This is a genomic window from Paenibacillus polygoni, from assembly GCF_030263935.1.
Lineage (GTDB): Bacteria > Bacillota > Bacilli > Paenibacillales > Paenibacillaceae > Paenibacillus > Paenibacillus polygoni.
On sequence record NZ_CP127162.1, the window covers coordinates 2,630,911 to 2,657,752 of the forward strand.

The window sequence follows — 26,842 nt, forward strand, 5'->3', positions numbered from 1 at the left end:
ATAAACCTCCCATAATAGGTTTGGATCTTTATAAAAGCATCATCACTTTCATTTCTTTCTTAGAACATATGTAATTATTCGGTTAATTTCCGATTATTTTCGCCAGTAATAATTTTATAATTGACCAAATAATAATTAGCCCCGGCAGTATCGTTCTTAAAGTATAGTTCGACGTTGTCCTCTTTGAGTCCTACTCTACATAAGCTTATTGGTGCTTCATTTATATAAAATTTATACAAGTCATACGTTTATTTCTCACACTATTTTGGAAAGTTAACATACTAAAAAGCAACTGATCGCATTGACCAATTGCTCTTTTTAAATTCTAATCCCCTTGGCAGAATCATCCCTCTAAGGTGATTCGATTGGTGAAGGATCCCAAAACACTCTACCCCTCATATGTAAGATACTGTTGTACCCTTGTTCCGCAATCCTGGCGATCAACTCTTTGGTGGTGCGTGGGTTCCCCCAGGATGTTTCATCACCTGTCATATAGGAATATAAGCTTAACCTTTCTCTAACTCAATAGCTAAGGGGACATGAATCTTATATTTATTAAGAAAACAAAGAGAACAAAAAAGCCGCACAAAGGCGACTTTTAAAATTTACCAATTATGAAGTTTTGATGAGAATTATGAACAGTTATAGACAAAATCTATATAGGTCCATTTGACCTTAAAATACTTTGGTCGTCCATGATTCGCAGTTCCAAACATCCGTTGCGATATCTTGGTAAAATTCAGGTTCGTGAGAGATCATTAGAATACTGCCTCTATACGCTTTTAGTGCACGTTTCAATTCATCCTTAGCATCGACATCCAGATGGTTTGTTGGCTCGTCGAGTACAAGAAGATTCGTTTCACTGTTAATAAGCTTACATAAGCGTACCTTCGCCTTTTCTCCACCGCTAAGTACAGCAATTTTACTTTCAATATGCTTCGTTGTAAGTCCACATTTAGCTAAAGCGGCACGCACTTCAAATTGAGAATATGAAGGGAATCTTTCCCATATTTCCTCAATGCAAGTGTTGTAATTCCCTTCCTTCATTTCCTGCTCAAAATAACCAATTTCAAGGTTATAACCAAGCTCAACAGAGCCGGATATTGCAGGAATTTCACCTAAAATACTGCGAAGTAAGGTAGTTTTACCGATTCCGTTCGCACCAACTAAGGCTACTTTTTGTCCTCGTTCCATTTGAAGATCAAGTGGTCTGGATAGCGGACTATCATATCCAATAACGAGGTCTTTTGTTTCGAATATCATTTTACCGGAAGTTTTAGCTTCTTTGAAGTTGAACTGTGGCTTCGGTTTTTCCTTCGCCAGTTCAATTACTTCCATCTTATCGAGCTTTTTCTGTCTCGACATCGCCATATTCCGCGTTGCCACACTTGCTTTGTTACGAGCTACGAAATCCTTCAAACCAGCAATTTCTTGCTGCTGACGGTTATAAGCCGCTTCAAGCTGCTGCTTCCGCATTTCATATACCTGCTGGAATTGATCATAATCACCAACATATCTGGTTAGCTTCTGATTTTCCATATGGTAGATCAGATTAATTACACTGTTCAAGAATGGAATATCGTGCGAGATTAGAATAAACGCATTTTCATATTCCTGCAGATAACGCTTCAACCATTCAATATGCTGCTCATCCAAATAGTTTGTAGGCTCATCGAGGAGCAAAATATCTGGCTTCTCAAGTAAAAGTTTAGCAAGCAAAATTTTGGTTCTCTGCCCGCCACTCAAATCATTAACGTCCCGATCGAGTCCTATATCAGTAATACCAAGTCCACGCGCAGTTTCCTGAATCTTCGCATCGATCAAATAGAAATCCTGATTCGTCAATGTGTCCTGAATGGTTCCAACTTCTTCAAGCAGCTTTTCCAGTTCTTCAGGACTAACCTCGCCCATTTTGTCATACATTTCATTCATTTCTTTCTCAAGATCGAACAAATATTGAAATGCACTGCGAAGAACATCCTGAATCGTCATCCCCTTCGTCAGTACAGCATGCTGATCAAGATAACCAACACGCACACGTTTGGACCATTCTACCTTACCTTCATCAGGCTGAAGCTTGTTCGTAACGATATTCATAAAGGTCGATTTACCTTCACCGTTAGCTCCAATCAATCCAATATGTTCGCCTTTGAGAAGTCTAAAGGATACATCTTTAAAAATGGCACGATCGCCAAAACCATGGCTTAAGCCTTCAACATTTAATATACTCATCAATAGACACCTTTTTCTTGTATTTATCGATCTATTATAAGCATGATAAAGCTAATATTTCAATACAAATGGAACATAAGCATGTTTCAAATACCACATGATAAAAGCAGGAAGCTGCTCTTTTATCATAAAAGAGTGCTCCCTGCACATTATCATTCTTACTTATTATATTTAACATTAGGTCTTTTATCTTTATGAAGCGCTTTTTCAATAAAGTTATCATCTACATTTAAATGCTCTTTTAATAGGGAAGATGGGGTTTGAGACATCCACTGATTAAGAGACACATCTGCGAAATGGTCGCTTCTGAACATCTCTAGGAATCTAAGAGGTTTATCACCGGTATTTTGTATATAGTGACCCATCGCAAACGGCACATAGCCTACATCACCAGCCTGGTAATCATAAGTGCGCGCTTTTCCTCCTGAAGCGAATACCGTCATTCGTCCTTGTCCTTCAAGATAATACTGCCACTCATCATCGTTAGGATGCCAGTGTAATTCTCTAATCCCTCCAGGCTCAACTTCAACCAATGCCGCAGCAACGGTAGTAGAGACTTTAAAATTGTTGGAATCCGCGATCCAAACTTTCCCACCGCAAGTTTCTACCGGCTTTTGATTCATTAGCTTAAAGCTGAAGGACTCTTGTACAGCTTCATTGACTTCCTTAGGCAGTTCATTGACAATGGGACCGGGCACTTCGCCTTGGTACATATATACTTCTTTTTCTGGTATTTTATCAAAAGATTCTTCACATATACCAAAGTTAGCGGCCAGGATTTCTTTTGGAGTGTGAGCCATCCAGTCTGTAAGGGAGAATGTACTGTTTTCAGAGAAACTTCCATCATCAAAAACAAGAATGAACTCAACTCCTTCGCTTAGTCCTTTAATTGAGTGAGGAATACCTGAAGGGAAATACCATAGATCGCCTTCCTCTACATCATCAACAAATATGTTACCGTCAGGATTAATAGCAGTAATTCTTGCTGAGCCTTTAATTATAAAGGACCATTCTGCTTCCTTATGCCAATGAAGCTCCCTTACACCACCTGGCTCCAAATGCATATTCACACCGGCAATTTTTTTAGATGCCGGCATTTCACGAATTGTAACTTCACGTGACCAGCCTCCATGCTCAACTCGCATATGAGAATCAGCATAAGAATATTTCAAGTTCGGCATCGTACCGTTATCTGTATCTGGTGGAACGAGAATATCAGGGTTTTGTAAATCTCTTTCAATATTGCGTGCTCCCCAAATGTCGCCACCTTTGTCTCCTTTTTTCGGCTGAGGGATGTTTCCATTCATTGTTTTATTCATCATAAAAAGATCACCTATCCTTTTTTTGATTTTTAATACTTTGAAATGTACTAGTCGCCAGTCGCCAGTCCATTTGCTCTCGGATCAGCACCTGCTTCTAAATGATCAGGCCAAATCCGTATCGCTTGAGCATGTCCCATCAAATCGCTAAAATTCTCAATAATTTCTACATTATCGTGGCCTAGTTCACGTAATTTCTCAGCTAATTTATGATTATATCGACCTTCAAGCCGAAGACCTCGCACGTGATCTCCCCACGTCCGCCCTAGAAGCCATCGGGGCGCATCAATAGCTTCCTGAACTGTATAACCTTGATCAATGACCCTCATCGTAATAAGTGCTTGAGTTTGCGGTTCTCCGTCACCGCCCATGGCACCTAGAACCATCTCAGGCTTGTCGTCCTTCATAACCATCGAGCAGGTTAATGTATGCGCTGGGCGTTTATTTGGCTCAAGGTTATCACGTGAATTCGAATTTAAAGAGAAATGAGTTCCACGGTTCTGGAGAAGAATGCCAGTATCGCCCGCCACAAGACCTGAACCCCATTCCCAATAAAGGCTCTGAATGACACCAACTGCATTTCCATCCTTATCCACCGCACAGCTAAAAGTCGTATCACCCTTTTTCCCCATTCCTTGTTCAGGTGGTCCTAAGGAAGGGTCATATAAACGTTTAACTCGATCCTTGAGATATTCTTTGCTGAGTAAGGTATCCATAGGAATATGATTAAAGTCTGGATCGTCTAAGTAAGTATCCCGATCAATAAAAGAAAAAGCTGTGGCACGAGTAAAAGCGTCGATAAACTTGGCCTCATCCTTTGCCAGCTCCTTGATATCCAGCTGTTCCATCATCCCAAGAATCTGCAAGGTTACGAACCCTGCTGAGTTGGGTGGTGGAGCAATTACCTTTCGATCTCGGTAACCAATCTGTAAGGGTTCATTCCAATCTGCTTTATGATTAGCAAAGTCTTCTTTTGTTAAGAAGCCTCCTTGTTCTTGTAAGAAACTGCAGATTTGCTCCGCTATCTCACCTTTATAAAAGGCATCTGCACCATCTTCAGCAATTAGCTCAAGCGTCCTTGCTAAGTTCGGATTGTTCATAATATCTCCTGACACAAATGGGGCAACCCCATTCTTTAAGAAGGTTTGAGCCGTTGTAGGATATGTTCTAAGCAGATCGAGAGCAAATTCAGAAAATCTGGCCACAGAGTCCTCTACAGGAAATCCGTTTTTTGCATAGTCGATTGCAGGCTCTAGACACTTGGCAAGAGATACCTTTCCAAACCTCTGATGGGCTTCAATCCAGCCACTAACGGCTCCAGGGACGGTAATAGCTGCCTTTGGGCCTCTTATATCAATCCCCTCATTCTTCGAGTATTCTGTGATAGAGACCTTAGACCCAGACCTTCCCGATGCATTTAATGAATGTGTTTTTCCGGTTTTCGCATCATAGATCAACCAGAATGAATCTCCACCAGCACCGGTCATATGCGGGAAAACAACGCTCAACACGCTGTTAGCCGCAACCATAGCATCCACTGCACTGCCACCTTCATTTAGTATACGGTTAGCGGCCATGGACGCTAAATTGCTCGGTGTCGCTACTGCTGACTTTCTTGCAATGTAAGATCTTCCATAACGAGGATCAATTTCACGTCCTACCATGTAAGATTTATTATCCATCTGCTCACCTTCCCTAAATTAGAGTTGCTTCTTCAGTGGGCTAGAAGCACTAATTAGTCCTTTAACCAATTCATTTATTCTAAAACTTTTTTATCCATTTTTTCCTGGATACGATCCCAATTCATAATATTTTCCAAAATTAAGGACAGAGTGATTCCTACAAGAAGACCATTACTAATAAAAGGCTGAATAAAACTAGGAAAAGAAGAGAAGTATTCGCTTGGGAGTGTCATAACGACAACAGCCAAAAATATAGGAACCGCACACCGGTATATATTTCGTTTATTTAATGGCACTTTTTCGAAAAATTCAAAGGACGATAATAACAGCTGTAAATAAGATACAAACAAAACTGTGCTGCCTACACTTAAGGGGATATCCGAGAAGAAATGAGCCACAGGCGGAATGACACCCATAAGTAAAAATAGGAAACCTCCAATAATAAACGGCAGCCGATTTATAATTCCTGCTTGCTTCAAAAAGCCAATGGAGGATACGAAAGGTGCATACGGAACAAGTCCGAGCACACCACTGATCGCAGTGAAGAACCCAGAAATCATTAAACTAGCACGATATTGTTTCTTGCTTGTTTCTTTTTTATATAACCCTTCTGTTCCCTTCAATGCACCAAAAGTATTTGCTAAATTTAATATTCCTGTAATGACAGCTACAATGATAATTCCGACATTCCAGGCTGGATTACCAAGTGAGAACCATTCAAAATGAAATGAGGCACTATTCTTAATCGTCTCTTCTTCTCCCAAAAAAATACTGTAAACACCCCACCCAACAACAATCCCTAACAGAAGTGAATACTTACTAATCTTGCTCGGCATCATTACATTCACAATGATGATCAAGAGCATCATGATCATAGATATAAGTGAAATATTTAGATCTATACGAGCATGATCCGGAGCATTTCCCATTGGAATACCTAGCATCCCCTTGAGGAAGATTTGAATGAGCTGAAATCCAAAGATCATCATAAACACGCCCATCACAGCCGGTTTGAATAATCTGGAAAGCAAAGAGCCTAATCCAAATACACCTGTTAACACGGTTAATAACGCAGAAATCAATACTCCGACGGTTAAACTCCCACCTAATTCTGCTAACGAAATCCCTTGGGAAGTGGCGATGCTAACTGTAGTTAGAATCATTCCCCACCATAAACCAGATTGACCCTCGAGGATCGCACGCTTATGTCCCCAAAAAGCTTGGGCTATACATGCTGCACCCGTTACTACAAAAGAATATTGTAAAGTGGTCATGATGGTATTATCTGATAAGTCAAAGGCCTTACCAATGGTTAGTGGGATAATCACGATATTCGCAAAAATAAAAAAAAACCATTGAAACCCAGCTAACCAGTTTTCTGATTTTTGAAGATCTTTAAACATTATTCTCCTCCTCATGTGATCCGGCTGAAATAAGAATAAAACGTTGTCTTAAAGACAACGTTTATTAACATATATTAACTTACAGGTTATAAATTACTTACCCACTTTATGTAAAATCATGTCATAATATAATAAATCATGAATATACCCATATAGTTGAGACTTATTAAGTCGACTGATTCTATTATAAAATTTCCAATTATCGTTCTAGCGAAGCTGTCCCCATTACACAGCTTACTCATCTCACCATCGAAATGGTACCTCTGTAATTATTCGTTTAATTTCTGACTGTTTTCGCCAGTACTAATTTTATAATCGACCAAATAATAATTAGCCCCGGCAGTATCGTTTCTAAAATATAGTTCGACGTTGTCCTCTTTCGGTCCTACGCTGCATAATCTTATAGTTAGCTCGAAGTATTTCCCGCCACTCATTGCATCTACATTGATGCTTCTCTTTTCACTCTGATCTATCATGGCTTCGAGCTGCTGAATATTTGATATCTCTGTACATCCAACCATAACATATTCTGTTTTATATATACGTTTGAGTGCTCCAGTTATGTTGGAATGAAGCTGTTGCAACAAAGCTTCCTCAAGCTGTTTTTCCCTTACCTCTGAGTTTGAAGCTAACGAAAGAGTTGGAATACTACAAAGAACACTCATTAAGATGACAAGAAGCACACAATGTTTGATTTTCAAATGAAACATCCTTTTTAAATATACGGTGCTTCATTTATATGGAATTTATACAAGCCATACGTTTATTTCTCAATCAATCTAGAAAGTTAACATACCAAAAAGCAACTGATCGCACTGACCCGTTGCTCTGTTTATATTCTAATCCTCTCAGACGAAATCATCCCTCTACGGTGATTCGAGTAGTGACGAGCCCAAAACACTCTACCCCTCATATGTAAAAAAAAAACAAAAAAAATATACATATGGCTCAATAATTGATATATACTATATATACGAAAGAAGCAATGTCGGTACTTTTTGCTAATAAGAATTTCATTCTACTTCAAAGACAGGTGAATCATACTGAACATAGAACTATTTAATCAGGCTGTAACTGAGCTGCTCGAACGCTCAGGCAGTCTTGCGCTTGTCCAGATTGAATCTACTTTCCCGGACAATCGCCTCGTTGGCGGCAAATATCACATGAGTAGTCATACTGTGTACCTATATCAAAAAGAAATTATGGAGCAATGCAGAATGTTATTCGGCTCTCTCGCTCCCTTACAATCCTATATTTCTGTCATTCTAGCTCATGAATTGGGTCATGCTGAGGATGCAGAACTGGAACATCTATCAGGCCTTCTTGATGGGCCTCTCACTGTATCTGAACAAGCTGAAATCCGGCTGCGCATTGAAGAGAATGCTTGGCGTTATGCGGAATCACTACTCTGGGACATAGATCCCGTTTTCTTGCATACCATCATTGACGAATCCCTATACAGTTACCATCAAGCGATCGAACCACATATCGCTTAATGTAATCCATGATATAGTTTTATTAAATACAAGGTCATTCTTCCCTGCTCATAGGAAAGATTTGACCTTGTTTTTTTCTTTGACAACACTTCAGGCATCTATATACATCCAATTTAATAAACTTCATGATTAGACAATGAATGTAACATCTATCTCTTTACTTACCCTCTCTACGAGCTTTCAAACATAATTTTAATCCATTTTATTTTTATTCAAAGCAAGACTTTCTAAGATTGAATTCCTTGAAACATTAATGTACTCTAGCTGCTTCATCCGTTGAAGAAAAGCAGGTTCCTCATCTATCATACAACTTACGATATGTAGAGATCTAAGACACCTAAGTTTCTCTAACTCGATTGGTAGTTCATAAATCGAAGTATAGTTGATCGTAAGCTGCTCCAAGTGCTCAAGTTCTCCAATCTCAGGGGGGATACGATGCAAACTGATCTCTTCCTTTGATTTCATCCGCCAAGTGGAATCCGGTCTATCTGAACTAGCACAACTGATTTGCAGTTCTTTTAGTTTTTTTAATTTACCAATGGATTCCGGAATGCTTTCAAGGTCTGCTGTCATAATTTTCAAACTTTCTAACTTACTTAACTCGAATAACGCCTCAGGTAGTTGATAAAGATCTTGTTCGAATATTTCTAGCCATCGCAACTCTGTAAGTTCGCGGATTCGATCTGGCAGTTTCTTCAGTCTATATCCACTTATATAGAGCCGATCTGTTTTTTGCTTAATAGCATCATCCAGCAGACGATTGAAGTCCCGATGTGCCTTTATTTCTATGAAAAGTCCTGTAATTTGATCCATCAGCTCAACTGCCTCATTCTCTGTCACATTAATCCCGTACATACGCTCATGAACAACGGAATAAAGATAGTCTTCGCCATCTTTTGTTAAGAAGCACAAATCTTCTGGTAGGTTGGGGAAAATCCAATCCGAAAGGCTTCCTGCAAATTTCTTTAAGAGGAGACCGCTTTCTTCACATGATTTATAAAAATAGTAGGTTCCCGAGCAATAAAAAGCATGGCTGCGATATGCTTCTCTCATTTCTGTTATTTTCTCCATTTGATTGTCAGGGATTACGATGGTCTTCATTAAATATGGTTTTAATTCTTCCAGTACGTTTTGATACCTTTGATTCTCTCTAGGTAAATCCCCCATTTTGTAACCAAACACAAAACATTCTGAATTTTCTATTGCTAAATCTATCACTTGCTTATAAGCTTCCCCTTTAGGGTCTGTATACATTCTTAACATACTCGTCCTCCCCCTGTAGAAATACTCTTTATACATTATTGAGCGTTTACCGCCAAACCACTACCGCTTTTGACTTCATCTACGTTTTCTACAATAGAAGAATAATAAGGTTTCTTAGAAAATCGCTGATAATCACCAATTACATAAAACTCTTTTTTAGCGCGCGTCACAGCTACATTTAATAGATTAGGCTTTGAACATGACCAGTTTGCTGCTCCATCACTGTTCTCGTCGGTTCCCGTTACTAAATAAACAAGATCTGCTTCTTTTCCTTGAAAGGTATGGACCGTCCCTACAGAATTCCTCAACCAATCATTTAATACTTCTTTAGAAATCCCTAATTTCTTTAATTTCACTCTTAGAATTCTTTTAATACCATCCTTAACTGCCGTAAAGGGAGAAATGATATATACATTCGGAGGACCCGCGTTTTTCTTCCATAGTGTAATTATATGGTCTGCCACCAATTCACCTTGTTCTTCTACGAATTGACGATTATTAGCTGATCCTTTACAGTCATACCAGATACTTTTGCCCCGGCCCTCTTTACCCAATACCATTTTGTTATCATAAGCTATTTCGTTTGCAACAGTGAACATAGGATTTAAGCATCTTCTATGCACCCATAAGGGTATGCCGATCCACTGACCATTACTGCTCGTCAGTCCATATCGATTAGCTGTATCTGCTATCGTTTGAACGGAGGAACCCATTCCAATATATCTCTCACTTACATTAAAATATTTCTTGATATCCCCTAAAATGGTTTGATCTAAGGTGATGACCGGCTCAATTTGAATTGGGTCACCAACTACTACTACATTTTTAGATCTCCATATTGCACCCGCCGATTGTTGTGGACTCGCTTGTCCTGCCTCATCTATAAATAAATAATGGATAAAATCTTTTTCTATTCCCTTATACATCGAACTAAAACTTGCAAAAGTTGTACTTACCAAAGGAGTAATTAAATGAACCGTTTGCCACATATTCTTCAAGTATTCTCTATGTTCCTCATTGTTAAGATCTAGATTTGCACGATTGATCAATAAGCGTAAAGTTGATTTAATGGCATTATAATTGAAGGCCAACATCATTTTATGGATTTTCATAGCCTTTAAAAACAGCAATCCTCTTTCGAAATTCAGTTCATCTGTCAGCCAAATCGTATTTAATTGCCGAAATTCATATGCTTGTTGTGTGTTCGACCAATAATCTTCATCCGGTAATATTAACCCCTGCTTTTTATAATCATCCAGCTGTTTTGCAAAAGCAGATTCTCTTTCTTTGAGTTCTTCTATCCTCTTTTTAGATTTTTCGACCTCGGCCTTTTTTATATAAAACTTGTTTCCTTCTTCTTTTAACCGAGTAATTATATCGTAGAGTTCATTATCTAATTCTATTTTTTTCGTATTCTTTTTACCTAAGACTCTTTGTAAAAGAGAAAGCTTTGGCAACGATTGAATTTGTTGTTCAGTGAGCTGCTTTTGCTGTTCTAAATGGAATTTCTCGCTCCCAAGATCCATTAGTTGTTGATTAAGTTCAGGGTATTGTTCCTCTAACTCTCTTAATAGGACAATAGAAGATTTCATACTCTTATATTCGTCGTGAAATTTCTGGAGACTCTCCTTCTTATTCTTCACTGAGTTAAGCGTATCTTCGAATTCTTTTACAGCATTCTCCCAGGACTTCGTGTCTACCTGTTTACTGTCTTGTTCCAGCTGTTGTAGAAAATCGGTTCCATCCTCTTTCTTCCTAAACAAACTCCAAGCATATGCTGATATATTATCTGATTTGCCAAGAGCTCCCGAAAATAATCCCCATGCCTCATCGTTACTGCCTAGCAAATCCATTGCCGCAACTTTATACATAGATAAATCCTCGGCCTCTACAGCGTACGACTCTTCATAATGATTGAACTTACTTTTATCCGAAGAAGAACGTATAACTTCATTTCGTTTAGGTAGATCCTTAGAGATATTTTCAACTGCTCCATTATTACTTGAAGCCACTACCATAGAATACTCCGTAATACTTGAATCCAATAAATAGATGGGATAAAACCTACCATTTAAATTAATTGACTTTACTTTTGTAAAAGCTTGGGACGGGGTTTCCAATTGCGCTATTTTTTCAGCTCTTTGAACTACAATGTCAGCAAAGATGTCTTTAAATAAAGTGGTCTTTCCTGTGCCAGGCGGTCCATTCACCGAACTTATTTTTTGATTACTATTAATAATTTGATTTACAGCAACTTGCTGCATTAAAGATAGTCTATGTTCTACGGGAGATGGCCACCGGCCATGGGGTAAATGGATGGGCTGTAAAATATCTTCGATATATTCCTGATTTTCATCTATATCTAAGCGGTGTTCAATAGCTACTCCTTCTACAAACTGACGAAGCGCTTCATTTTCTCCTTTCTTTATAATGAGTTCCAAGTCACTTATATAGAAACTGTTAAAATTCTTTTGATTAGAAATTCGGCCAACTTTCATCACTTCAATCTCTACATATTGTAATGAATTATCCTCGAATCTATGGAAAAATTGCTCAAATTCTTGTTGAATTAAGAGGATGGCTTCCTCAGTTACTCCATTCATAAAAATGGTTTGTGCTTGTTCTTCGAATAATTTCAATTTACTTTGAAAAGGAGTTAACAGATCCTCATATTTCAGCTCAGAATTTTTTGCTAGAAACTGTATTACATACATCAAAAATGGAACAAATATGGACTCTTTTATATAATTGCCTTGATCATCAACCAAAAAAGAAAAACTAAACAATGTTTTATGATCCTTATTTACAATCTCATCCTGATTCATAAAAGCTTCCCGTATAAAGCTGACCAGCTTGTGGTGCTCAAAACAACCTAGATAATAGCGGAATTGAATCTGATATTCATGATTCTTTACCAGGTCCTTCTTCCACGGAGTTTCACTAAGATTAATGAACCGTGTGCGGTTCCGATTTTTATTGTCTGTGAAATAACTTTTATTCACCGTTTCTCCCTTACCAGGCACTTCACTTGGGACCAACGCTTCGACTAAGTGCCAAGTCTTTAATACTCGTTTGGTAATTTCCATCTTTACACTCCTCTGGTCTCCAGTTACATAATATTATAATAAAATTTGGAAAAATAAGTTATAATTTGATGAAATGAATGATGAAATTCATGGATAAGTTTAGGGATAAAAGCAAAGGAGCATATAAAAAAGGGAGCGAATTCGCTCCCTTCACTTAAGTCAAGACATTTAACATATATTACATATAATAACTCCATCTCAATCTAGGAACAGCTTAACATGTATGAATTAAATTACTTCCAGACTTCATCTGCAATTTCTTTAACAAAACGAAGTTTACTCCATTGTTGTTCTTCACTTAGAAGATTGCCTTCCTCCGTAGATGAAAATCCACATTGCGGACTTAAACATAGCTGTTCAAGCGGTACATAGGTTGCCGCTTCTGCTATACGAGCTTTGATCTTCTCTTTATCTTCCAATTCACCTGATTTAGATGTGATCAGTCCTAATACAATTTTTAGATCTTTGCGATTCACATATTTTAAAGGTTCAAAACTTCCTGAACGCTCATCATCGAATTCAAGGAACAACCCGTCTACATCTAAGCCGCCAAAAATCGTTTCGGAAGCATAATCATAACCGCCGCTCGCGAAAAAGTTAGATTTATAATTCCCGCGACAAATGTGCATCGTGATCACTAAATCTTCTGGTTTATGAGCAATCGATTCATTAATCATGTACTGCATTACCTTCATTTCCTCGGCTGGGTCTAAGCCTTTGGCACGCAGTTTGTTATGACCTTCTTCTGAGAATAAATCTGCCCAAGCAGTGTCATCTAATTGTAAGTATCTGCAACCCGCATCATAAAATGCTTGAATTGCCTTTTGATAAGCTGTAATTGTATCTTTGAGGAATGTTTCTCGATTCGGATAAATCTCTTCATTATAATCAACCCGGCAGACTAGCATATTAGGACTTGGAATGGTTTGCTTCGCTACTGCATCCCCCGCGTGATCATGAAGAAACCGGAAATGATCTATGAATGGATGGGATGAGAAATCCACTTTACCTGTAATCCGGATGCCTTCCTTACGAGTCTCCATTTTATGAAAATGCAGCCCCGTCTCTTTTTCATAATATTCTACTCCATCAAGACCGCCCAAAAAATCAAAGTGCCACCAGCTTCTGCGGAATTCACCGTCCGTAACGCCAAGTACACCATTTTGTTTTTGCTTATCAATAATACGGATAATCTCTTCATTTTCTACGGCTGTTAATTGCTCCATGGAGATAATGCCGGATTTATATTGTTCACGTGCTTGTGTTAGGTTTGCAGGGCGAAGTAAGCTGCCTACATGGTCATGATGAAATGGTATCATAAATGTCTCTCCTTGAATTTTGATGTAACAAAAAGGATAGCATAATACAGTAGAAAACATGTAATACCTAAAACCTATCACTTGTTATAACTTTTAACTATAACGAGGTTTCAGTAATAGATTCTTTACATGTTTAGATCTTGCCTGAATATAAAGTTAGATTCCTCTTCGTCTCCAGCCAAAAACTTTGACATGCACGATGGCTTTGGTTACCCAGTGCGAGAGTACATATAAGACAAGGAACAGGATTAACAGCGGCTTAAATAACAGTACGGCCACAACCCAGGTGAGCAAAATCTGCCAAGTCTTCATTTTCCGCACGAATTTCCCTGGCCATAAAAACACTTTAAAGAGTACTTCGTTATGTTGAAGTGCCTCTAAAAATTCTTCCTGATACACCTTGCTGTCTGGATTTAGACGAACTGCATTCCGCATATAAGTTTCCTTTAGCTTATACTCTCCGCGCTCGCCAGCCGCCCAGCCGAGGTACAAAAAGACTTGAGGCAATTCCGTATTATATTTCAGGGCGAGTTTTTCGACTCCTGCAGAATCCTCATAGTTTTTGAGTAATGCTTCTGTATAGCTTAACAAAGCCAAATAGACCGGAGATTCCGGACGCAGTTCGAGCGCTTGTGAAAGAGCCGTTTTTGCATTGTTTGGCCTGTCTACTTTGTTATATAAATGCGCTTGCAAGAAATAATAATGAGGCTCGTAGGGATCGATCCGCAGGGCTTCCTGTATAGCTTCTTTGCACTTCCGATCTTGATTCGTATCGTAGAAAATACCAACACGCACGAACCAAGCTAGTTCATGTTCTGGCTCTCGGGTAAGTGCTTGATTGGACCAGTACAGTGCTTTATCATATTCATCCATTAAAAGGTGAATTTGCGAGATCAACGCAAAAACATCCGGGTTCTCCGGCTCTTCACTTAGAAGCTGTTCCGCTTCCTTTAGTGCTTCTTTGTACCGCCTCCATTCGATAAGCTGCTGCGCCTTCGTATAAGCGACGTTATCATGTACGTTCTCCACCAGCTCTGACCCCCTGTTACGATTATGACTTCACACCATGCTTACTAATGTAATCCAGCACAATTTGATAATCACGGTTCACATCACTGAAGGTCGCATAATTCTTTGCTGTAGCAAACCAGTCCAGCGTTGTCGCCTTCCGTCCTTTAGCGGATCTCTTTAGATCGTCCTGAGTAATGGGCTGGATCTCCCCCTTCTCAAAAGTGCGCTCCATCGCAGACTCCACCGCATCCTTGACTAACTGCTCCAAATCAGCTCCGGAATAATGCTTTGTCTCTGCGGCAATTTTGTTCAGGTTCAGCAAGCCCAGCGGCATACCGGAAAGCTTCAATTCTAATATCGTTTGACGCTCATTCTCTTCAGGTGGCGGTACAAAAACAAGATGGTTAAATCGGCCCGGACGTCTCAGAGCGGAATCAAGGTACCAAGGTGTATTGGTTGCGCCAATGACAAATACGTTATCGTTCTCTGCTTGCAGACCATCTAGTTCCAACAATAATTGGTTAACGAGCATGCGATCATGATGCTGGCGCATTTGATGACGACTTCCCCCAAGTGCATCGATTTCGTCAATGAAAATAACACATGGTTTGCTTTTTCGTGCTTTTTCGAATATATCGTGTAAATTATGTTCGCTCTGGCCAGCATACATGGACAGAATGGACTGAAGCTCAATATGCAAAAAGTTAGCCTCGATCTCACCTGCCACCGCCCGCGCCAAGAACGTTTTGCCGCATCCAGGAGGACCGAATAAAAGAAGACTTCCTCCCGCTTGTTTACCGTATGCAGCAAACACTTCCGGCTGTTGCAGCGGTAAGATGAAATTCATTCTGATTTTTTTCTTCACTTCTTCGAGGCCACCGACGTCAGCAAACGTCTCCTTTGGTTTCTCCGACTCAACAAGTGATTGATCCTCTTTGCTGAAATGAATCAGCTTTAAATTTTTGCGTCTTTGCTCTGCTATTTCATCATGATCCGACATATCCGTTCTCTCCCCCTGGCATTTTTTATTTAGTCTACCATATTTCCATAATTTAGGGAGATTGCTAGTCAAAAAAGCAAAAAATTACTCTTGCTGATTTGTTGAGCATAATAATGATAAATTCGAAAATATCACCTCACAAAAAACGCGCTGGTGAGAAATGCTCTTCTCTGCCAACGCGTCAATTTTAATATTAATGAATATTTTGCTTTTTGAAACTTCCGCCCTTCACTTCTGCTACATCGTAAACGACAACAAAGGCATTCGGATCAATTTCATGAATGATTTCTTTTATTTTGCTTTCTTCCATACGGTTAATTACACAAGTAATTTCTTTGAATTGCTCATTAGAGTAACCGCCGTATGCTTCTGTATAAGTTGCTCCACGACCTAATCGGTCACGAATGGTCTCTACCATGATTTCCGGATGTTTAGTAATAATTTTGAACGTTTTAGAGCCGCTAAGACCTTCCTCAACAATGTGAATGACCTTAGAAGCAATAAAGTAGGCAAGAGCGGATAATATGGCGCCTTGTAAACCGAAGACAGTAGAAACAACAATAAAGACAAACATGTTTAAGAATAAGATTAGGTCACTCGTACCGAAAGGCAGTTTTCTGGATAATAGTACAGCCAGCATATCGATTCCGTCGAGTGCTCCGCCATTACGCAAAGCTAAACCCATACCAAACCCGAGGATAATCCCGCCAACGACAGTAATTAGCAAGGTGTCGCCTTCAATAATCGTTGGTACATGGTGCATAAGACTAGTGCTTATTGCAAGCGTCGCAATACCGATCACCGAATACACAGCAAAGCTTTTACCTATTTGTTTATATCCGAGCCACACAAAAGGAATGTTAATGATTCCAATTAACACCCCTAGCGGTAATCCAAACAGCTGGGAACCCACGATACTTAGTCCGGTTACCCCACCGTCGGAGACATTGTTAGGTATTAGTACTGCTTCTAAACCATACGCAGCTATGATCGCCCCAATCATGATCAGTAATACTTTAGAGACTATTTTGGGTGTATTTAGCTTTTGTTGTTTCCTTTGAATCATTACTTTTCCTCCTTGGACAAGATCTGCTAGGAAACAGTCTATAATAATTTTCACTACTTTGGCAAATTAGTTGTCATATGTATGAAAAGGAGTTCTTCTAACACAGATGTTAAGCTTCTATTCATTCTTTCTATCCTCCGAGTAAACATACATTTTTGGCGGGGTAAAGATAAAAAAGAGGCAACCGATCACTTTGACCGGCTACCTCTTTCATTTTATCAAGCTATTCCATTCTGAAAGAATACCCTCTAAACACGGTTTATAATCGTTCCTATTATAAGCCGTGTTATCGACTTTTTTCTTTGCTATATTCAGACGGTTAACTATTTCTTCTTCCCATTCTCTTCTTGCCTTAAGAACCTGAATCGTTCCTTCTAATCCTTTGTAACCCTGCTGTTTTCCATATCCCTGGTTTGTGTAGTATTCAATAAACCCCTCCGACCATTCTTTAGGCCTCTCCTTTATCGCTTTTCGAAAAGAATGATCAAGATCGCTTTGTTCTACGTAAATTAACAGTGGATTTAACTTCTCTACAATAGCCTCAAGTTCTATAACATAACTGATAATTTCTTCTTTCTTAGCACCATATTTAATCATTCCCATCGTTACAGGGTTCTGTATAAAACAACATTCAAAAATATAGATGTCTGGTTCCTCCAAACTACGCTCAGCAAACTGCCTCCATCTTGCGGTGATCAGTTTCCTATTTTGATTCAGCGACAATTCATAGATATCGTTTTTAAAAATTTCCTGCACTAATTCATTTGGAATTCGGGACCCATATTCATTGACCATTTTACGATATTCTATAAAATAATTATCATCTTGGATCGTAGTATGATTATTTAATACACTTCTGAACTCTTCATGAGCTCTTAGTAGTTCATCGTATGTATGCTGCTTAAAATAAGCGACTCCATCATAGTCTGCTGGATGATCCAAATTCCCTTCTAAGAACAATTGAGACCTTATGTTATGCTCTGTAAGGATTTCATGAATGAGTTGAGCCGTTGTTGATTTTCCGAAACCCGGTAATCCTTCAACTAGAATTAATTTTGGTGTCATGATACAGTTCCTCCAATTCCATTCCAGATTTCCATCCATCTTTATTTCTCATTTTTCAATGTACTGTTGCCATTTTAAAGCCATATTTACCCGAGATTCCGTGCTTCGTTCCGAATACCAGCATTGTCCATCTTGGAATTCTGGTTCTAGTTCATAGGTAATACCTGTTAAAAGCTGAAGCGCGTCGCATCTGGCTCCAAAAATGGATACTCTCAGCTGCACTGCATCTTCTAGCAAACCGTTAATGAGTGGCTTTAAGAAGATAGAATCGCCTATTGTTGAGGCAAGTTTGATAGCACAGTACTGAATGTTGAGATCCTCATCCTTACATAGATCAATCACATAATGGATCGAATCATTCCATAAATCTTTTCTATGATGCAAGGTATACAATACGGCCATTTTAATATGACTGCTTGACTCTCTCAGCAGGTCTTTTAATTCTATATAGGTAATTTCAGAGGAGGCTGCTAATAGGGCAGCAGCACGAACCTTAGGAGACACTGAATGGATCATGAGACTCTTCAACTTGTCTGTCGATACTCTAGAATTCGTTTCGTTATAGGAAGAAAGAATATTCGAGATCATGTCCCTCTCCCTCCGGGCAGCAGTGGAGTCGTCCAATTTCTGAGGGTTATAGGTATGTGTTAATGACTGGACTGGATACATAGCTGCTGCCTTGACGTGAACTAGCCCGGCTTCAGCTTCATACCATTCAGCTTTGTATTCTGCCGTACTCACCATAGCTGTTTTCACCTGACTTGCTGTCCACTCTGGATTTGCTTGCCAGATACATGCAGCACAGCCAAGGATAATGGGTGCAGCATAAGAAGTTCCTTCGGTTCTAGCGTAGCCGTCTGGTAAGTTATCGAATTTAGCAGTATAGTGTTTCTCAAATTCCTCAGCGGACTTAAAGGGCGATGGAAGAATGATATTTTCAGCAGGAGCCAAGAGTTCAGGAATTCTTTTCCCTTCAAAAGTGATACCCTGACAACCGTGATAAGGACTCATCTCATGTAGATGTTGAGGAACGATGACCCCTCCAATCGATAGTACAGACGGAGAAGAAGCGGGTCCGCTGCATGTCAATTCTTTTGTATTACCCGAAGCGACAATAATAAGAAGTCCTTCTTTAGCCAATTGTTCGCAATGAACTTTTATCGGATCGACCTGCCAAGGTAATAGTCCTGTATCTATCGTATAAGCTACCGTTAAAACGACCGCGCGGATATTATATCTTCGCCAATTCTTTAATAGCCAGCGTAAAGCCATGACAAATTTTGATTCCGTTTCCTCCACTGTAGTAAATGCTCCGGTCTCAAGTAAGTATAGATCAGCTTCTGGTGCGGCACCTGAATAATATCCCGATGAAAGTGATCCAGAACCTGCTGCAGCTGCTGCAGTCATAAGTCCATGAGAATTTCTCCATGGTTCTTTTTCTGCATGGAATATTAGAGGTTTGACATCGGTCGATACGGTTTTCACAAGATAAGTATATCGCCGGTCATTTGTCGTTATATCCGGATGAGGCGGGAAGTGCCCATCAATTACAGCAATGGCGATGTCTTTTCCTGTAAGATGTGCTGGAATACCTAGGAATTCTCTAACGGATGGCCACTCCATGTCTTCAGCTCCTTATCATGAGATACTTAACTTATTCAGCTAACGCACCTGTTTTCCTTTTATTGTTGATTATTTTGATGATTTTCCGTCCTTTAATAAAAAAACAGCGTCAGCCATGGACCGAAAGAAGGTCCATGGCTGACGCTGTAATTGAATGAGCAAGAAGTAATTATTTATTTAATAACAAGTAACAAGAAGACTCCATTATCTATTCGTTAATTGATTATTTCTATTTTTATAGCTTCCCCTTGAATCGGATTGCTCTCCTCATATTGTCCTGTAGTCCAGACCTTTACTTTGTCACCAGCTTCTGCGGCGTAGTCTATTTCCCTAGTCACAAGGATATATTTTTGACCCTTTGTGGACACCGTTACTGATGTTTCATCCTTATTTACTACAATTGCTTGAAAATCTTCTTTTGTATCTGCTTCTTGAACTCCCTCTATCCTCATATCGCTTTTGTTACCATTCTTTATTTCAGGAACACAACCAATCAATAGGAATGACATTAGTAATGTAATAGACAAGAAACTTAATAAAGCTTTCATACTCAGCCTCCATAAGATTTCGTTATATGAAGATGGACGCAGAGCATGATCACTTAGTTCCATTAAATTCAAATAGTATTCAATTGGTTGTTTTTTCAATTCTCTATTCCTGTGGTTATATTTTCACCTTCATAAAACGACCCATCCGCTCAAGCGCCTGTGTTAATTTGTCCGTGGATACCGAGTAAGAACAGCGGATATGACCTTCTCCCCCTGAGCCAAACACATGACCGGGAACGGTAGCAACACCCGATTCCTTCAGTAACTGATGGGCAAACGTCTCCGAGTCAAGCCCTGTGTGAGCGATACTTGGAAAGGCATAAAACGCTCCTTCCGGTACATGACAGGGGATTCCAATCGACCGAAATCCGGTCACCACAAGTTCACGTCGCTTCCGGTACGCTTCTCTCATCTCATTCACGGACTCAAGACCATGGCGCAGGGATTCGAGTGCAGCGATCTGCCCTAGCACTGGGGCACACATCGCCGTATATTGATGGATCTTCAGCATGGCTGCCAGCAGATCACGGTGACCGCAGGCATAGCCAATTCTCCAGCCCGTCATTGCGAATGCTTTAGAAAAACCGCTGAGTACAATCGTTCTATCCTGCATTCCTGGCAGCGAAGCAATGCTGACATGCTTCGAGTCATACGTAAGTTCAGCATAGACTTCATCTGAGATGACGAGCAGATTATTCTCCTTCACGATATCGGCAATCGGTTGCCAATCCTCTACCGTCATGATCGCTCCCGTCGGGTTATTCGGATAATTCAGCATCAGCAGCTTGGATCGCGGAGTAATCGCCTGTCGCAATGACTCCGCAGTTAACTTAAATCCCTCTTCCGCCCTCGTTTCTATCTCTACCACGGTACCACCGTTCAAAGATACAATCGGTGAATAAGCGATATAACTGGGTGAAGGAAGAAGAATTTCATCGCCCGGAGCGGTAAATGCTCGCAGTGCAAGGTCTAGTGCTTCGCTGCTGCCTACCGTGACAAGCACATCGCTGGCAGGATCGTAGCGAAGGTGGAAGTTTTTCTGAAGATAGCTGGCAATTTCCTCTCTAAGTTCGGGCAGACCTGCGTTGGATGTATAACTCGTAGCTCCCTGGTTTAATGCCTCTATGCATGCTTTCCTAATATGCTCTGGAGTAACAAAATCCGGTTCACCTACTCCAAGTGAAATGACGTCCTGATTGCCGCTGCTAAGTTCGAAGAAAGCACGTATTCCAGAAGGCGGGATGTTTCTAACTTTTGGGGTAATCCAATGACTTAACATGAACTGTCACCCCTTTGTTCTTGCTGCGCTTTCGTCAGAGAACAGCTGATAATCCGGTCGAGTAATGAGCTGAAAGATATTCCAGCTGCGGCAGCACTTTTGGGAAAAAGACTCGTCTTTGTCATTCCAGGCAGCGTATTTATCTCAAGTACATAAGCAGCACCATCCGTCAACAGGATATCGACCCGGGCATATACACTGCACTTTAATGCTTTGTAACAGGTCATTGCCGTCTTACGAACCAACTGATCTAATTCATGAGGCAGGTTTACCACCACCTCTTCCGCTCCGCCATCGTTATACTTAGCACGGTAATCGAACCATTCCGAAGACGATGATGTGATTCCTACCACGGGCAGAAATTCTCCATTTAGAATGGAGCAAGTAATCTCCTGACCTGTAATATATCGTTCAATCAAGATCGACTGATTGGGATCACTTGCAAAAGCCCTCATTACCGCGCTATGCAGATCCTGTTCGTCGTTCACTTTTTCCATCCCTATGCTGGAACCGCCTGTATTTGGCTTCACCATCACTGGGTATCCCAGCTGCTGAACAGCTTCTGGCGAATAATCTTCCATACTGTCCCAACACAGCCAGCCTGGTGTATTCACTCCTTCATAGCAGAGGATTTTTTTGGACAGATCCTTATCCATGCACAGACTGCTCGCCAGTACTCCGCTTCCTGTATAAGGGATACCTAGTGTTTCTAGCATCCCCTGTATTGTCCCGTCTTCACCGTAAGCCCCGTGTAGAGCTAGTAGAGCAATGTCGAGTCCCTTTACCTTCTCCACAAGTTCTGCAGGCTTACTGAATACCACAGGGATCACCTCATATTTATTACGGTCCAGATGATTCATCATCTCTCTGCCCGTGTTCAGAGATACCTCCATTTCGGAAGAAATACCTCCCATAATTACGCCAACCTTCAACATGATTATCATTCCTTCATCCCATTAATTTGTGTGCTTCCCTGCCAATAATCTCGATTCCCTTGCAGATATCCTCATCCGTCACCCTAGAGAACCCAAGCCGCATGGTATGCTGTCCCCCGCCATCGGTATAGAACATCTCTCCTGCCGTAAAAATAACACCTTGCGCACGACACGCCTCAAGCAGTTCTCTCGTGTTAAATCCATCCGCAAATTTCACAAACAAATGCAGTCCGCCGTCTCCGGTTAATTCTTGGTAAGGAACATGCTGTTTGCAACATGCAAGCGTCAGCTCATATTTCCGTTTATATTCCGCTTTCGCTTTTTTCAAATATTTATCTAGATTACCGTTGTATAAATATTGATAGAGTATCGATTGATCCAAGGTTGATGTATGAATCGTCTGCGCCCGCTTGATGCTCTCCAGGTAATAGATTAGTTCCTCATCTGCGAGCACCCATCCTACCCGAAGACCCGGGAACAAGACTTTAGAAAAGCTGCCAAGATAAATCACACTATTGCCTGCACCGGCCGTTGCAATCAGCGGCGATACATGGGATCCCGAGTAACGAAGTTCTTCGTTAAAACCATCCTCGATGACCGGAATATCATATCCCGCCATTAGCTTCATGAGACCCTGTCTTTTCTCGGGAGACATAACAATCCCTGTCGGATTATGGTACGAAGGTACAAAGTAAGCACAATCATATTCCCCTTCACTGAGCGCTTTCTCCAAATCTCCCAAGTGAATGCCATCTCGTTCCATAGAAATTCCTCTGATTCCGAATCCTTTCAGTTTCAGATTCTTGATCGCCGTATGATGCGTCGGATTCTCGGTCAGCACCTGGCCACTCTTCTGGTTTAATGCGGAGAGCACGATATTAAAACCTTCCGTAAAACCATTGGTAATCAGGATGTCCTTGCCCTTCATATCCACGCCCTTGTGCTCCATGTATTGGTGCAAATAATCAATAAGCGGCTTGTAACCTTTGGCGTATCCGTAGTTCAAGAGAACATTACCTTCTACGGCCATTCGGTCCATAAAAGCCCGCTTTACATTGTCTAGGTCAAACAGCCCTTCATCAGGAGCAATACTCGTAAAAGAGATCGTCCCCTTCTCCGCACGAATCCCGCGTTTCATAATATCCAGTTCTTCTGCCAAGATGGCATTGTCGTTCATATGCTTCTTCCAATCCATCATTCGAGACGAGACCTTCATCGTACCCGGTGCTGATGAGGCTACGTAATTCCCCTGCCCTTTAACCGCGTAGATAAACCCATCGTCGCCGAGTCCCTCGTAAGCGGCGATGACCGAGTTGCGGCTAACCTTCAGCAGTACACCCATTTCACGTGTGGACGGGAGTTTTTGTCCGCTTTGCAGTGCGCCTTTTATAATTAAGTGCTTCATATAGTCTTTAATTTGTATATATACCGGTCGTCCGGCAATGAGCTTGAAATCCTTAAACATTTACCATCGCCCCCATAGCTATCATGGCACACTAAGCAAGGTAAAAAAAGAACCACGATCCCGGATTTTTTATCCAGTCGTGGTTCTTAGGTGTTTACCTCAGTCTTTTGTTAAAAGTTTCAGTAGATATGGTTTTACATCAACTATCCGTAAATATTGCGGTTTCTCATTCGTACCGCATATGATAAGAGGAACAAGTGATTCTTTTTCATGAAGCGAACCGTGGCCTCCTCCGCCTTCATGTGTTGGTGAACTTCTGTCAGCAAGTTCATATCCCGGTTTAGCCGTAACGACTAAAAACTCTCCTGAATGTGAATGTAATGCGCCTGATAAACGCTGCAGTACGTCGGGGTATTTTCCATATGACAATGTTTGATTCTTTGTATTTACATTTGTATTTAATTTTAAATCAAGCACATCTAAATCTTGTTCGACCGTCCATTTTTGCTGATAGCGATCGACCATACTTCCATTTGATGTATACTTCACTTCTTTATTTGTTTCTCCTTGCAAGACATGAATCCATTCCTTCTCTTTCCAAGATACGAGATCGATACGGGGATCGGTGGTTAATGCCTGAGCAACATCTCTTAGTGAATTTTCTTTGTTAAGGTTGTAAACATAAGCCATCGCTTCATTTACAGCAAGTACAATGTCCGTTTCGTCCGTAACGGATTCACCTTGTTTTAGTACACTGTAATCTTTAAGTAGAGAAGGTAAATCAATAACCGAGTTGTTCTGAGCAGAATAAAGGGAAGTCATTCCGCTGTCACCTGCAATAATAAAAATATTTTTTCTTAATGCTTCCTGCGGTGAACCAAATTGTTGTAACAAAGAACCTAGCTGCTTATCAAGTTCTTCCACACCGCTTCGTTCTTGTGGTCCTTTCTTATGTAATTTCTGATCGAGATCTGGTAGATAAACGAATAAGAAATCAGGTAATTTGTTCTCCTTAATCAAATACTTTACGGCTTCCATGGAATACTCGTTGCTTAGACCTAGTCGCTTCGTTAAGCCGTCTGGCAACTCTTTTACATTCTCTAGTGGATTTGCAAGAGAACCTAAGGCAAAAAAATCGGGACCCTTTACTTGCACTTCTTTGGGTAACGAGGTAATGCCTGTAAGCCAATCTGGCATCGTCAACCTATGATTCGCCGCCCCTCGGTAGATGAGGCCATTAATAGAACCCGATTTTAAACCATGCTTAGCCAAATCTTCGTATATCGTAGGTGTTTGTGGATTTAAATGATTCCCATTTAAGTTGATTAACGCATCCTGTAATACCTCATTACCTCCCTGTTTCCAGATCTCCATCGGCCCTGTACCATAATTAATTATCTTTTTCTTATCCGCCGAATACCATATAAGACCTGGCACATGATGACGGTTTGGGTACGTTCCTGTAATTAGAGAACTATCGATCGTTACCGACATAGTGGGAAACGAACTAACCATGTCCTTATAGTACATCCCATGTTCCGTTAGATACTGGAAAGCAGGCAGTTTATCTTGCTTAATTCCGTCATCAATGGCTTGAGACATTAAAGAATCGACCATAAAGAAAATCACTTTCTTAGCGTCTTCTCTCTTTACTGATTTCACTTGTACTACATCTTGTTCATCAGGTTTTGCTTCTTCCTTTTGGCACCCAGAGGTCAATATAAACATAATGAGCAAAGACCAAATCGTGATTTTCCTCAAGCGAAGTCCTTCCTCTCTACCTAAAACTTTGATAACAAATCTCCAGAATAGGGTAGATTTGCCTTGTGCAAAGTGTCTCTCATTTTAGCCATGATCATGTATGTGTTCATTTGGTAAATAATGAATGTAGCAAAGCCTGCTTATTCGCATAGAAAAAACAACCGAACATAGTTCGGCTGCCTCATCAAATTTATATAGATAATACCTGTAACACTGGATTAATTGATTAATGAAAATCAGCTTTCGCCCCTTCTTGAACACATTTTTGGAGCGTCTCCCTGATAGATGAGCGGATATCATAATCATGATATGTAAGAAGAGACATGGTTTCAGCGGGGTCAAGATAAGCGTCTCGGTTTTGGATCTCTGCCATCATACTATTGAGTACTCCCTGTTCTTTACCTGCCTTTGCATTGTTAGCATCAATCTGCTCCATCATTGGTTTCATTTGATCTAGTGGCACAACCTTGACCGTACTGTCTTCCTGTCCCAGTGCATCCACTACCATTTGATAAAACTCGCTATGCTTCATATTCATGCCGCAAATCGCATATTTTCCGCCATGTTCGCCATACTCCATCGCTCCAATCGTAGCTTCTGCTACTTGCTGCGCAGTAACCATTGCTGTACCACCGCCAAGTACGGGAACAATCTTCTGATCTTTCACTCGATTGACAAACATGGACCATAGCGGCATGCGTCCTGGCATCACACCGAAAATATAAGGCAAACGAATGCTCATCACATCCATTCCGCCTTCACCTTCAAGACAAGCTAATTCTTCTTGAAGCAATCGAGAACGAGGATAAGCATTTTGTTTCAAAGGAATATCGGTCCACTCTTCTGCAAAATGCGCAAAATACGAGCTAAGGATGACAAACTTTTTCACGCCTGCTTGTTTCGCTAATCTAGCAAGACGCTGAGTAGGAAGTACATTGGCTTCATAAAAAAACTTGATTGCTGGTGCTTCAGGTAATGTCCGTTCATCTGCTCCAGCAGCGTATACAAATCCATATACGCCTTCTAGCATCTCACGAATCTCATCATCTGACATGTTATTGATATCCCCTACAGTGTGCTCGACTTCTCCAGGCAAAAGATCCTCTGTTGGCATGGGATGCCGCGATATAGTCGACACATTATATCCTCTTCTTTCTAATTCTTTAATCGTAAAATAACCTAGAAATCCAGTTCCGCCTAATACAAATACCTTTTTCATGAAGTTCATCTCCTATGCATTTTGGTAAGACAAGTAATTCACCATAATCCTCCCTTCTGTTCTTTACCCATTTTAACAGACATAAGAAAAATTACTTCCAATATCATGTAAAGGAATGCTACATTAAAAA

20 protein-coding genes are annotated in these 26,842 nt (G+C 40.4%); 1 reads left to right on the forward strand and 19 read right to left on the reverse strand.

Features of this window, described 5'->3' with window-relative positions:
* Positions 1-675 precede the first annotated feature (675 nt).
* From QPK24_RS12790 to QPK24_RS12810, 5 genes are all read right to left on the reverse strand, one after another.
* The gene (locus QPK24_RS12790) at positions 676-2,232 is read right to left on the reverse strand and encodes an ABC-F family ATP-binding cassette domain-containing protein (protein ID WP_285741588.1); all 1,557 of its coding nucleotides are present in this window, start codon (positions 2,230-2,232) and stop codon (positions 676-678) included.
* 158 nt (positions 2,233-2,390) lie between these two features.
* Positions 2,391-3,551, reverse strand: a complete 1,161-nt coding sequence (locus QPK24_RS12795; protein ID WP_285749294.1) for an oxalate decarboxylase family bicupin — start codon at positions 3,549-3,551, stop codon at positions 2,391-2,393.
* Between the two features lie 50 nt (positions 3,552-3,601).
* The gene (gene ggt, locus QPK24_RS12800; RefSeq protein WP_285741591.1) at positions 3,602-5,233 is read right to left on the reverse strand and encodes a gamma-glutamyltransferase; all 1,632 of its coding nucleotides are present in this window, start codon (positions 5,231-5,233) and stop codon (positions 3,602-3,604) included.
* A 74-nt stretch (positions 5,234-5,307) separates the two neighbouring features.
* Positions 5,308-6,636, reverse strand: coding sequence for a uracil/xanthine transporter (locus QPK24_RS12805; RefSeq protein WP_285741593.1), 1,329 nt, complete (start codon positions 6,634-6,636; stop codon positions 5,308-5,310).
* Positions 6,637-6,905: 269 nt separating this feature from the next.
* On the reverse strand, positions 6,906-7,337 hold the full coding sequence (locus QPK24_RS12810; RefSeq protein WP_285741595.1) for a hypothetical protein: 432 nt from the start codon (positions 7,335-7,337) through the stop codon (positions 6,906-6,908).
* A 462-nt stretch (positions 7,338-7,799) separates the two neighbouring features.
* On the opposite strand from QPK24_RS12810, the gene QPK24_RS12815 reads away from it, so the two are divergent.
* Positions 7,800-8,132, forward strand: coding sequence for a hypothetical protein (locus QPK24_RS12815; protein ID WP_285741597.1), 333 nt, complete (start codon positions 7,800-7,802; stop codon positions 8,130-8,132).
* A 192-nt stretch (positions 8,133-8,324) separates the two neighbouring features.
* Here the strand turns inward: QPK24_RS12815 and QPK24_RS12820 are convergent, their stop codons facing one another.
* From QPK24_RS12820 to QPK24_RS12885, 14 genes are all read right to left on the reverse strand, one after another.
* On the reverse strand, positions 8,325-9,395 hold the full coding sequence (locus QPK24_RS12820; protein ID WP_285741599.1) for a leucine-rich repeat domain-containing protein: 1,071 nt from the start codon (positions 9,393-9,395) through the stop codon (positions 8,325-8,327).
* A gap of 35 nt (positions 9,396-9,430) precedes the next feature.
* Positions 9,431-12,481, reverse strand: a complete 3,051-nt coding sequence (locus tag QPK24_RS12825; protein ID WP_285741601.1) for a DEAD/DEAH box helicase — start codon at positions 12,479-12,481, stop codon at positions 9,431-9,433.
* A gap of 233 nt (positions 12,482-12,714) precedes the next feature.
* Positions 12,715-13,800 (reverse strand): 5-methyltetrahydropteroyltriglutamate--homocysteine S-methyltransferase, encoded by a 1,086-nt coding sequence (locus tag QPK24_RS12830; RefSeq protein WP_285741603.1) that lies wholly within the window; start codon positions 13,798-13,800, stop codon positions 12,715-12,717.
* 156 nt (positions 13,801-13,956) lie between these two features.
* A complete protein-coding gene (locus QPK24_RS12835; RefSeq protein WP_285741605.1) occupies positions 13,957-14,829 on the reverse strand; it encodes a tetratricopeptide repeat protein in 873 nt (290 codons plus the stop codon).
* 22 nt (positions 14,830-14,851) lie between these two features.
* Entirely contained in the window at positions 14,852-15,811 is a 960-nt protein-coding gene (locus QPK24_RS12840; RefSeq protein WP_285741607.1) for an ATP-binding protein, read from the reverse strand.
* Positions 15,812-16,004: 193 nt separating this feature from the next.
* Positions 16,005-16,877: a YitT family protein gene (locus QPK24_RS12845; protein ID WP_285741610.1), complete on the reverse strand. Its 873-nt coding sequence runs from the start codon at positions 16,875-16,877 to the stop codon at positions 16,005-16,007.
* Positions 16,878-17,087: 210 nt separating this feature from the next.
* A complete protein-coding gene (locus QPK24_RS12850; protein WP_285741612.1) occupies positions 17,088-17,942 on the reverse strand; it encodes a P-loop NTPase family protein in 855 nt (284 codons plus the stop codon).
* 48 nt (positions 17,943-17,990) lie between these two features.
* Positions 17,991-19,565: a S8 family serine peptidase gene (locus tag QPK24_RS12855; protein WP_285741614.1), complete on the reverse strand. Its 1,575-nt coding sequence runs from the start codon at positions 19,563-19,565 to the stop codon at positions 17,991-17,993.
* 215 nt (positions 19,566-19,780) lie between these two features.
* The gene (locus tag QPK24_RS12860; protein WP_285741616.1) at positions 19,781-20,113 is read right to left on the reverse strand and encodes a DUF3221 domain-containing protein; all 333 of its coding nucleotides are present in this window, start codon (positions 20,111-20,113) and stop codon (positions 19,781-19,783) included.
* A gap of 115 nt (positions 20,114-20,228) precedes the next feature.
* Complete coding sequence (locus QPK24_RS12865; RefSeq protein WP_285741618.1) at positions 20,229-21,392, reverse strand: aminotransferase class I/II-fold pyridoxal phosphate-dependent enzyme; 1,164 nt, start codon at positions 21,390-21,392, stop codon at positions 20,229-20,231.
* A complete protein-coding gene (locus QPK24_RS12870; RefSeq protein ID WP_285749296.1) occupies positions 21,386-22,324 on the reverse strand; it encodes a D-alanine--D-alanine ligase in 939 nt (312 codons plus the stop codon). Before QPK24_RS12870 ends, QPK24_RS12865 begins: the two co-directional genes overlap by 7 nt.
* A 16-nt stretch (positions 22,325-22,340) precedes the next feature.
* Positions 22,341-23,792, reverse strand: a complete 1,452-nt coding sequence (locus QPK24_RS12875; RefSeq protein WP_285741620.1) for an aminotransferase-like domain-containing protein — start codon at positions 23,790-23,792, stop codon at positions 22,341-22,343.
* A 99-nt stretch (positions 23,793-23,891) separates the two neighbouring features.
* The gene (locus tag QPK24_RS12880) at positions 23,892-25,493 is read right to left on the reverse strand and encodes an alkaline phosphatase family protein (protein ID WP_320416892.1); all 1,602 of its coding nucleotides are present in this window, start codon (positions 25,491-25,493) and stop codon (positions 23,892-23,894) included.
* A gap of 226 nt (positions 25,494-25,719) precedes the next feature.
* A complete protein-coding gene (locus tag QPK24_RS12885) occupies positions 25,720-26,712 on the reverse strand; it encodes an NAD-dependent epimerase/dehydratase family protein (RefSeq protein ID WP_285741622.1) in 993 nt (330 codons plus the stop codon).
* Positions 26,713-26,842 lie beyond the last annotated feature (130 nt).

What these genes read in the sequence shown, in the direction of transcription:
- QPK24_RS12865 (WP_285741618.1), bottom strand. Translation starts at nt 21,392, where the DNA reads ATGTTAAGTCATTGGATTACCCCAAAAGTTAGAAACATCCCGCCTTCT.
- QPK24_RS12845 (WP_285741610.1), bottom strand. Translation starts at nt 16,877, where the DNA reads ATGATTCAAAGGAAACAACAAAAGCTAAATACACCCAAAATAGTCTCT.
- QPK24_RS12885 (WP_285741622.1), bottom strand. Translation starts at nt 26,712, where the DNA reads ATGAAAAAGGTATTTGTATTAGGCGGAACTGGATTTCTAGGTTATTTT.
- ggt (WP_285741591.1), bottom strand. Translation starts at nt 5,233, where the DNA reads ATGGATAATAAATCTTACATGGTAGGACGTGAAATTGATCCTCGTTAT.
- QPK24_RS12790 (WP_285741588.1), bottom strand. Translation starts at nt 2,232, where the DNA reads ATGAGTATATTAAATGTTGAAGGCTTAAGCCATGGTTTTGGCGATCGT.
- QPK24_RS12815 (WP_285741597.1), top strand. Translation starts at nt 7,800, where the DNA reads ATGAGTAGTCATACTGTGTACCTATATCAAAAAGAAATTATGGAGCAA.
- QPK24_RS12830 (WP_285741603.1), bottom strand. Translation starts at nt 13,800, where the DNA reads ATGATACCATTTCATCATGACCATGTAGGCAGCTTACTTCGCCCTGCA.
- QPK24_RS12850 (WP_285741612.1), bottom strand. Translation starts at nt 17,942, where the DNA reads ATGACACCAAAATTAATTCTAGTTGAAGGATTACCGGGTTTCGGAAAA.
- QPK24_RS12805 (WP_285741593.1), bottom strand. Translation starts at nt 6,636, where the DNA reads ATGTTTAAAGATCTTCAAAAATCAGAAAACTGGTTAGCTGGGTTTCAA.
- QPK24_RS12875 (WP_285741620.1), bottom strand. Translation starts at nt 23,792, where the DNA reads ATGTTTAAGGATTTCAAGCTCATTGCCGGACGACCGGTATATATACAA.
- QPK24_RS12855 (WP_285741614.1), bottom strand. Translation starts at nt 19,565, where the DNA reads ATGGAGTGGCCATCCGTTAGAGAATTCCTAGGTATTCCAGCACATCTT.
- QPK24_RS12840 (WP_285741607.1), bottom strand. Translation starts at nt 15,811, where the DNA reads ATGTCGGATCATGATGAAATAGCAGAGCAAAGACGCAAAAATTTAAAG.
- QPK24_RS12820 (WP_285741599.1), bottom strand. Translation starts at nt 9,395, where the DNA reads ATGTTAAGAATGTATACAGACCCTAAAGGGGAAGCTTATAAGCAAGTG.
- QPK24_RS12795 (WP_285749294.1), bottom strand. Translation starts at nt 3,551, where the DNA reads ATGAATAAAACAATGAATGGAAACATCCCTCAGCCGAAAAAAGGAGAC.
- QPK24_RS12825 (WP_285741601.1), bottom strand. Translation starts at nt 12,481, where the DNA reads ATGGAAATTACCAAACGAGTATTAAAGACTTGGCACTTAGTCGAAGCG.
- QPK24_RS12860 (WP_285741616.1), bottom strand. Translation starts at nt 20,113, where the DNA reads ATGAAAGCTTTATTAAGTTTCTTGTCTATTACATTACTAATGTCATTC.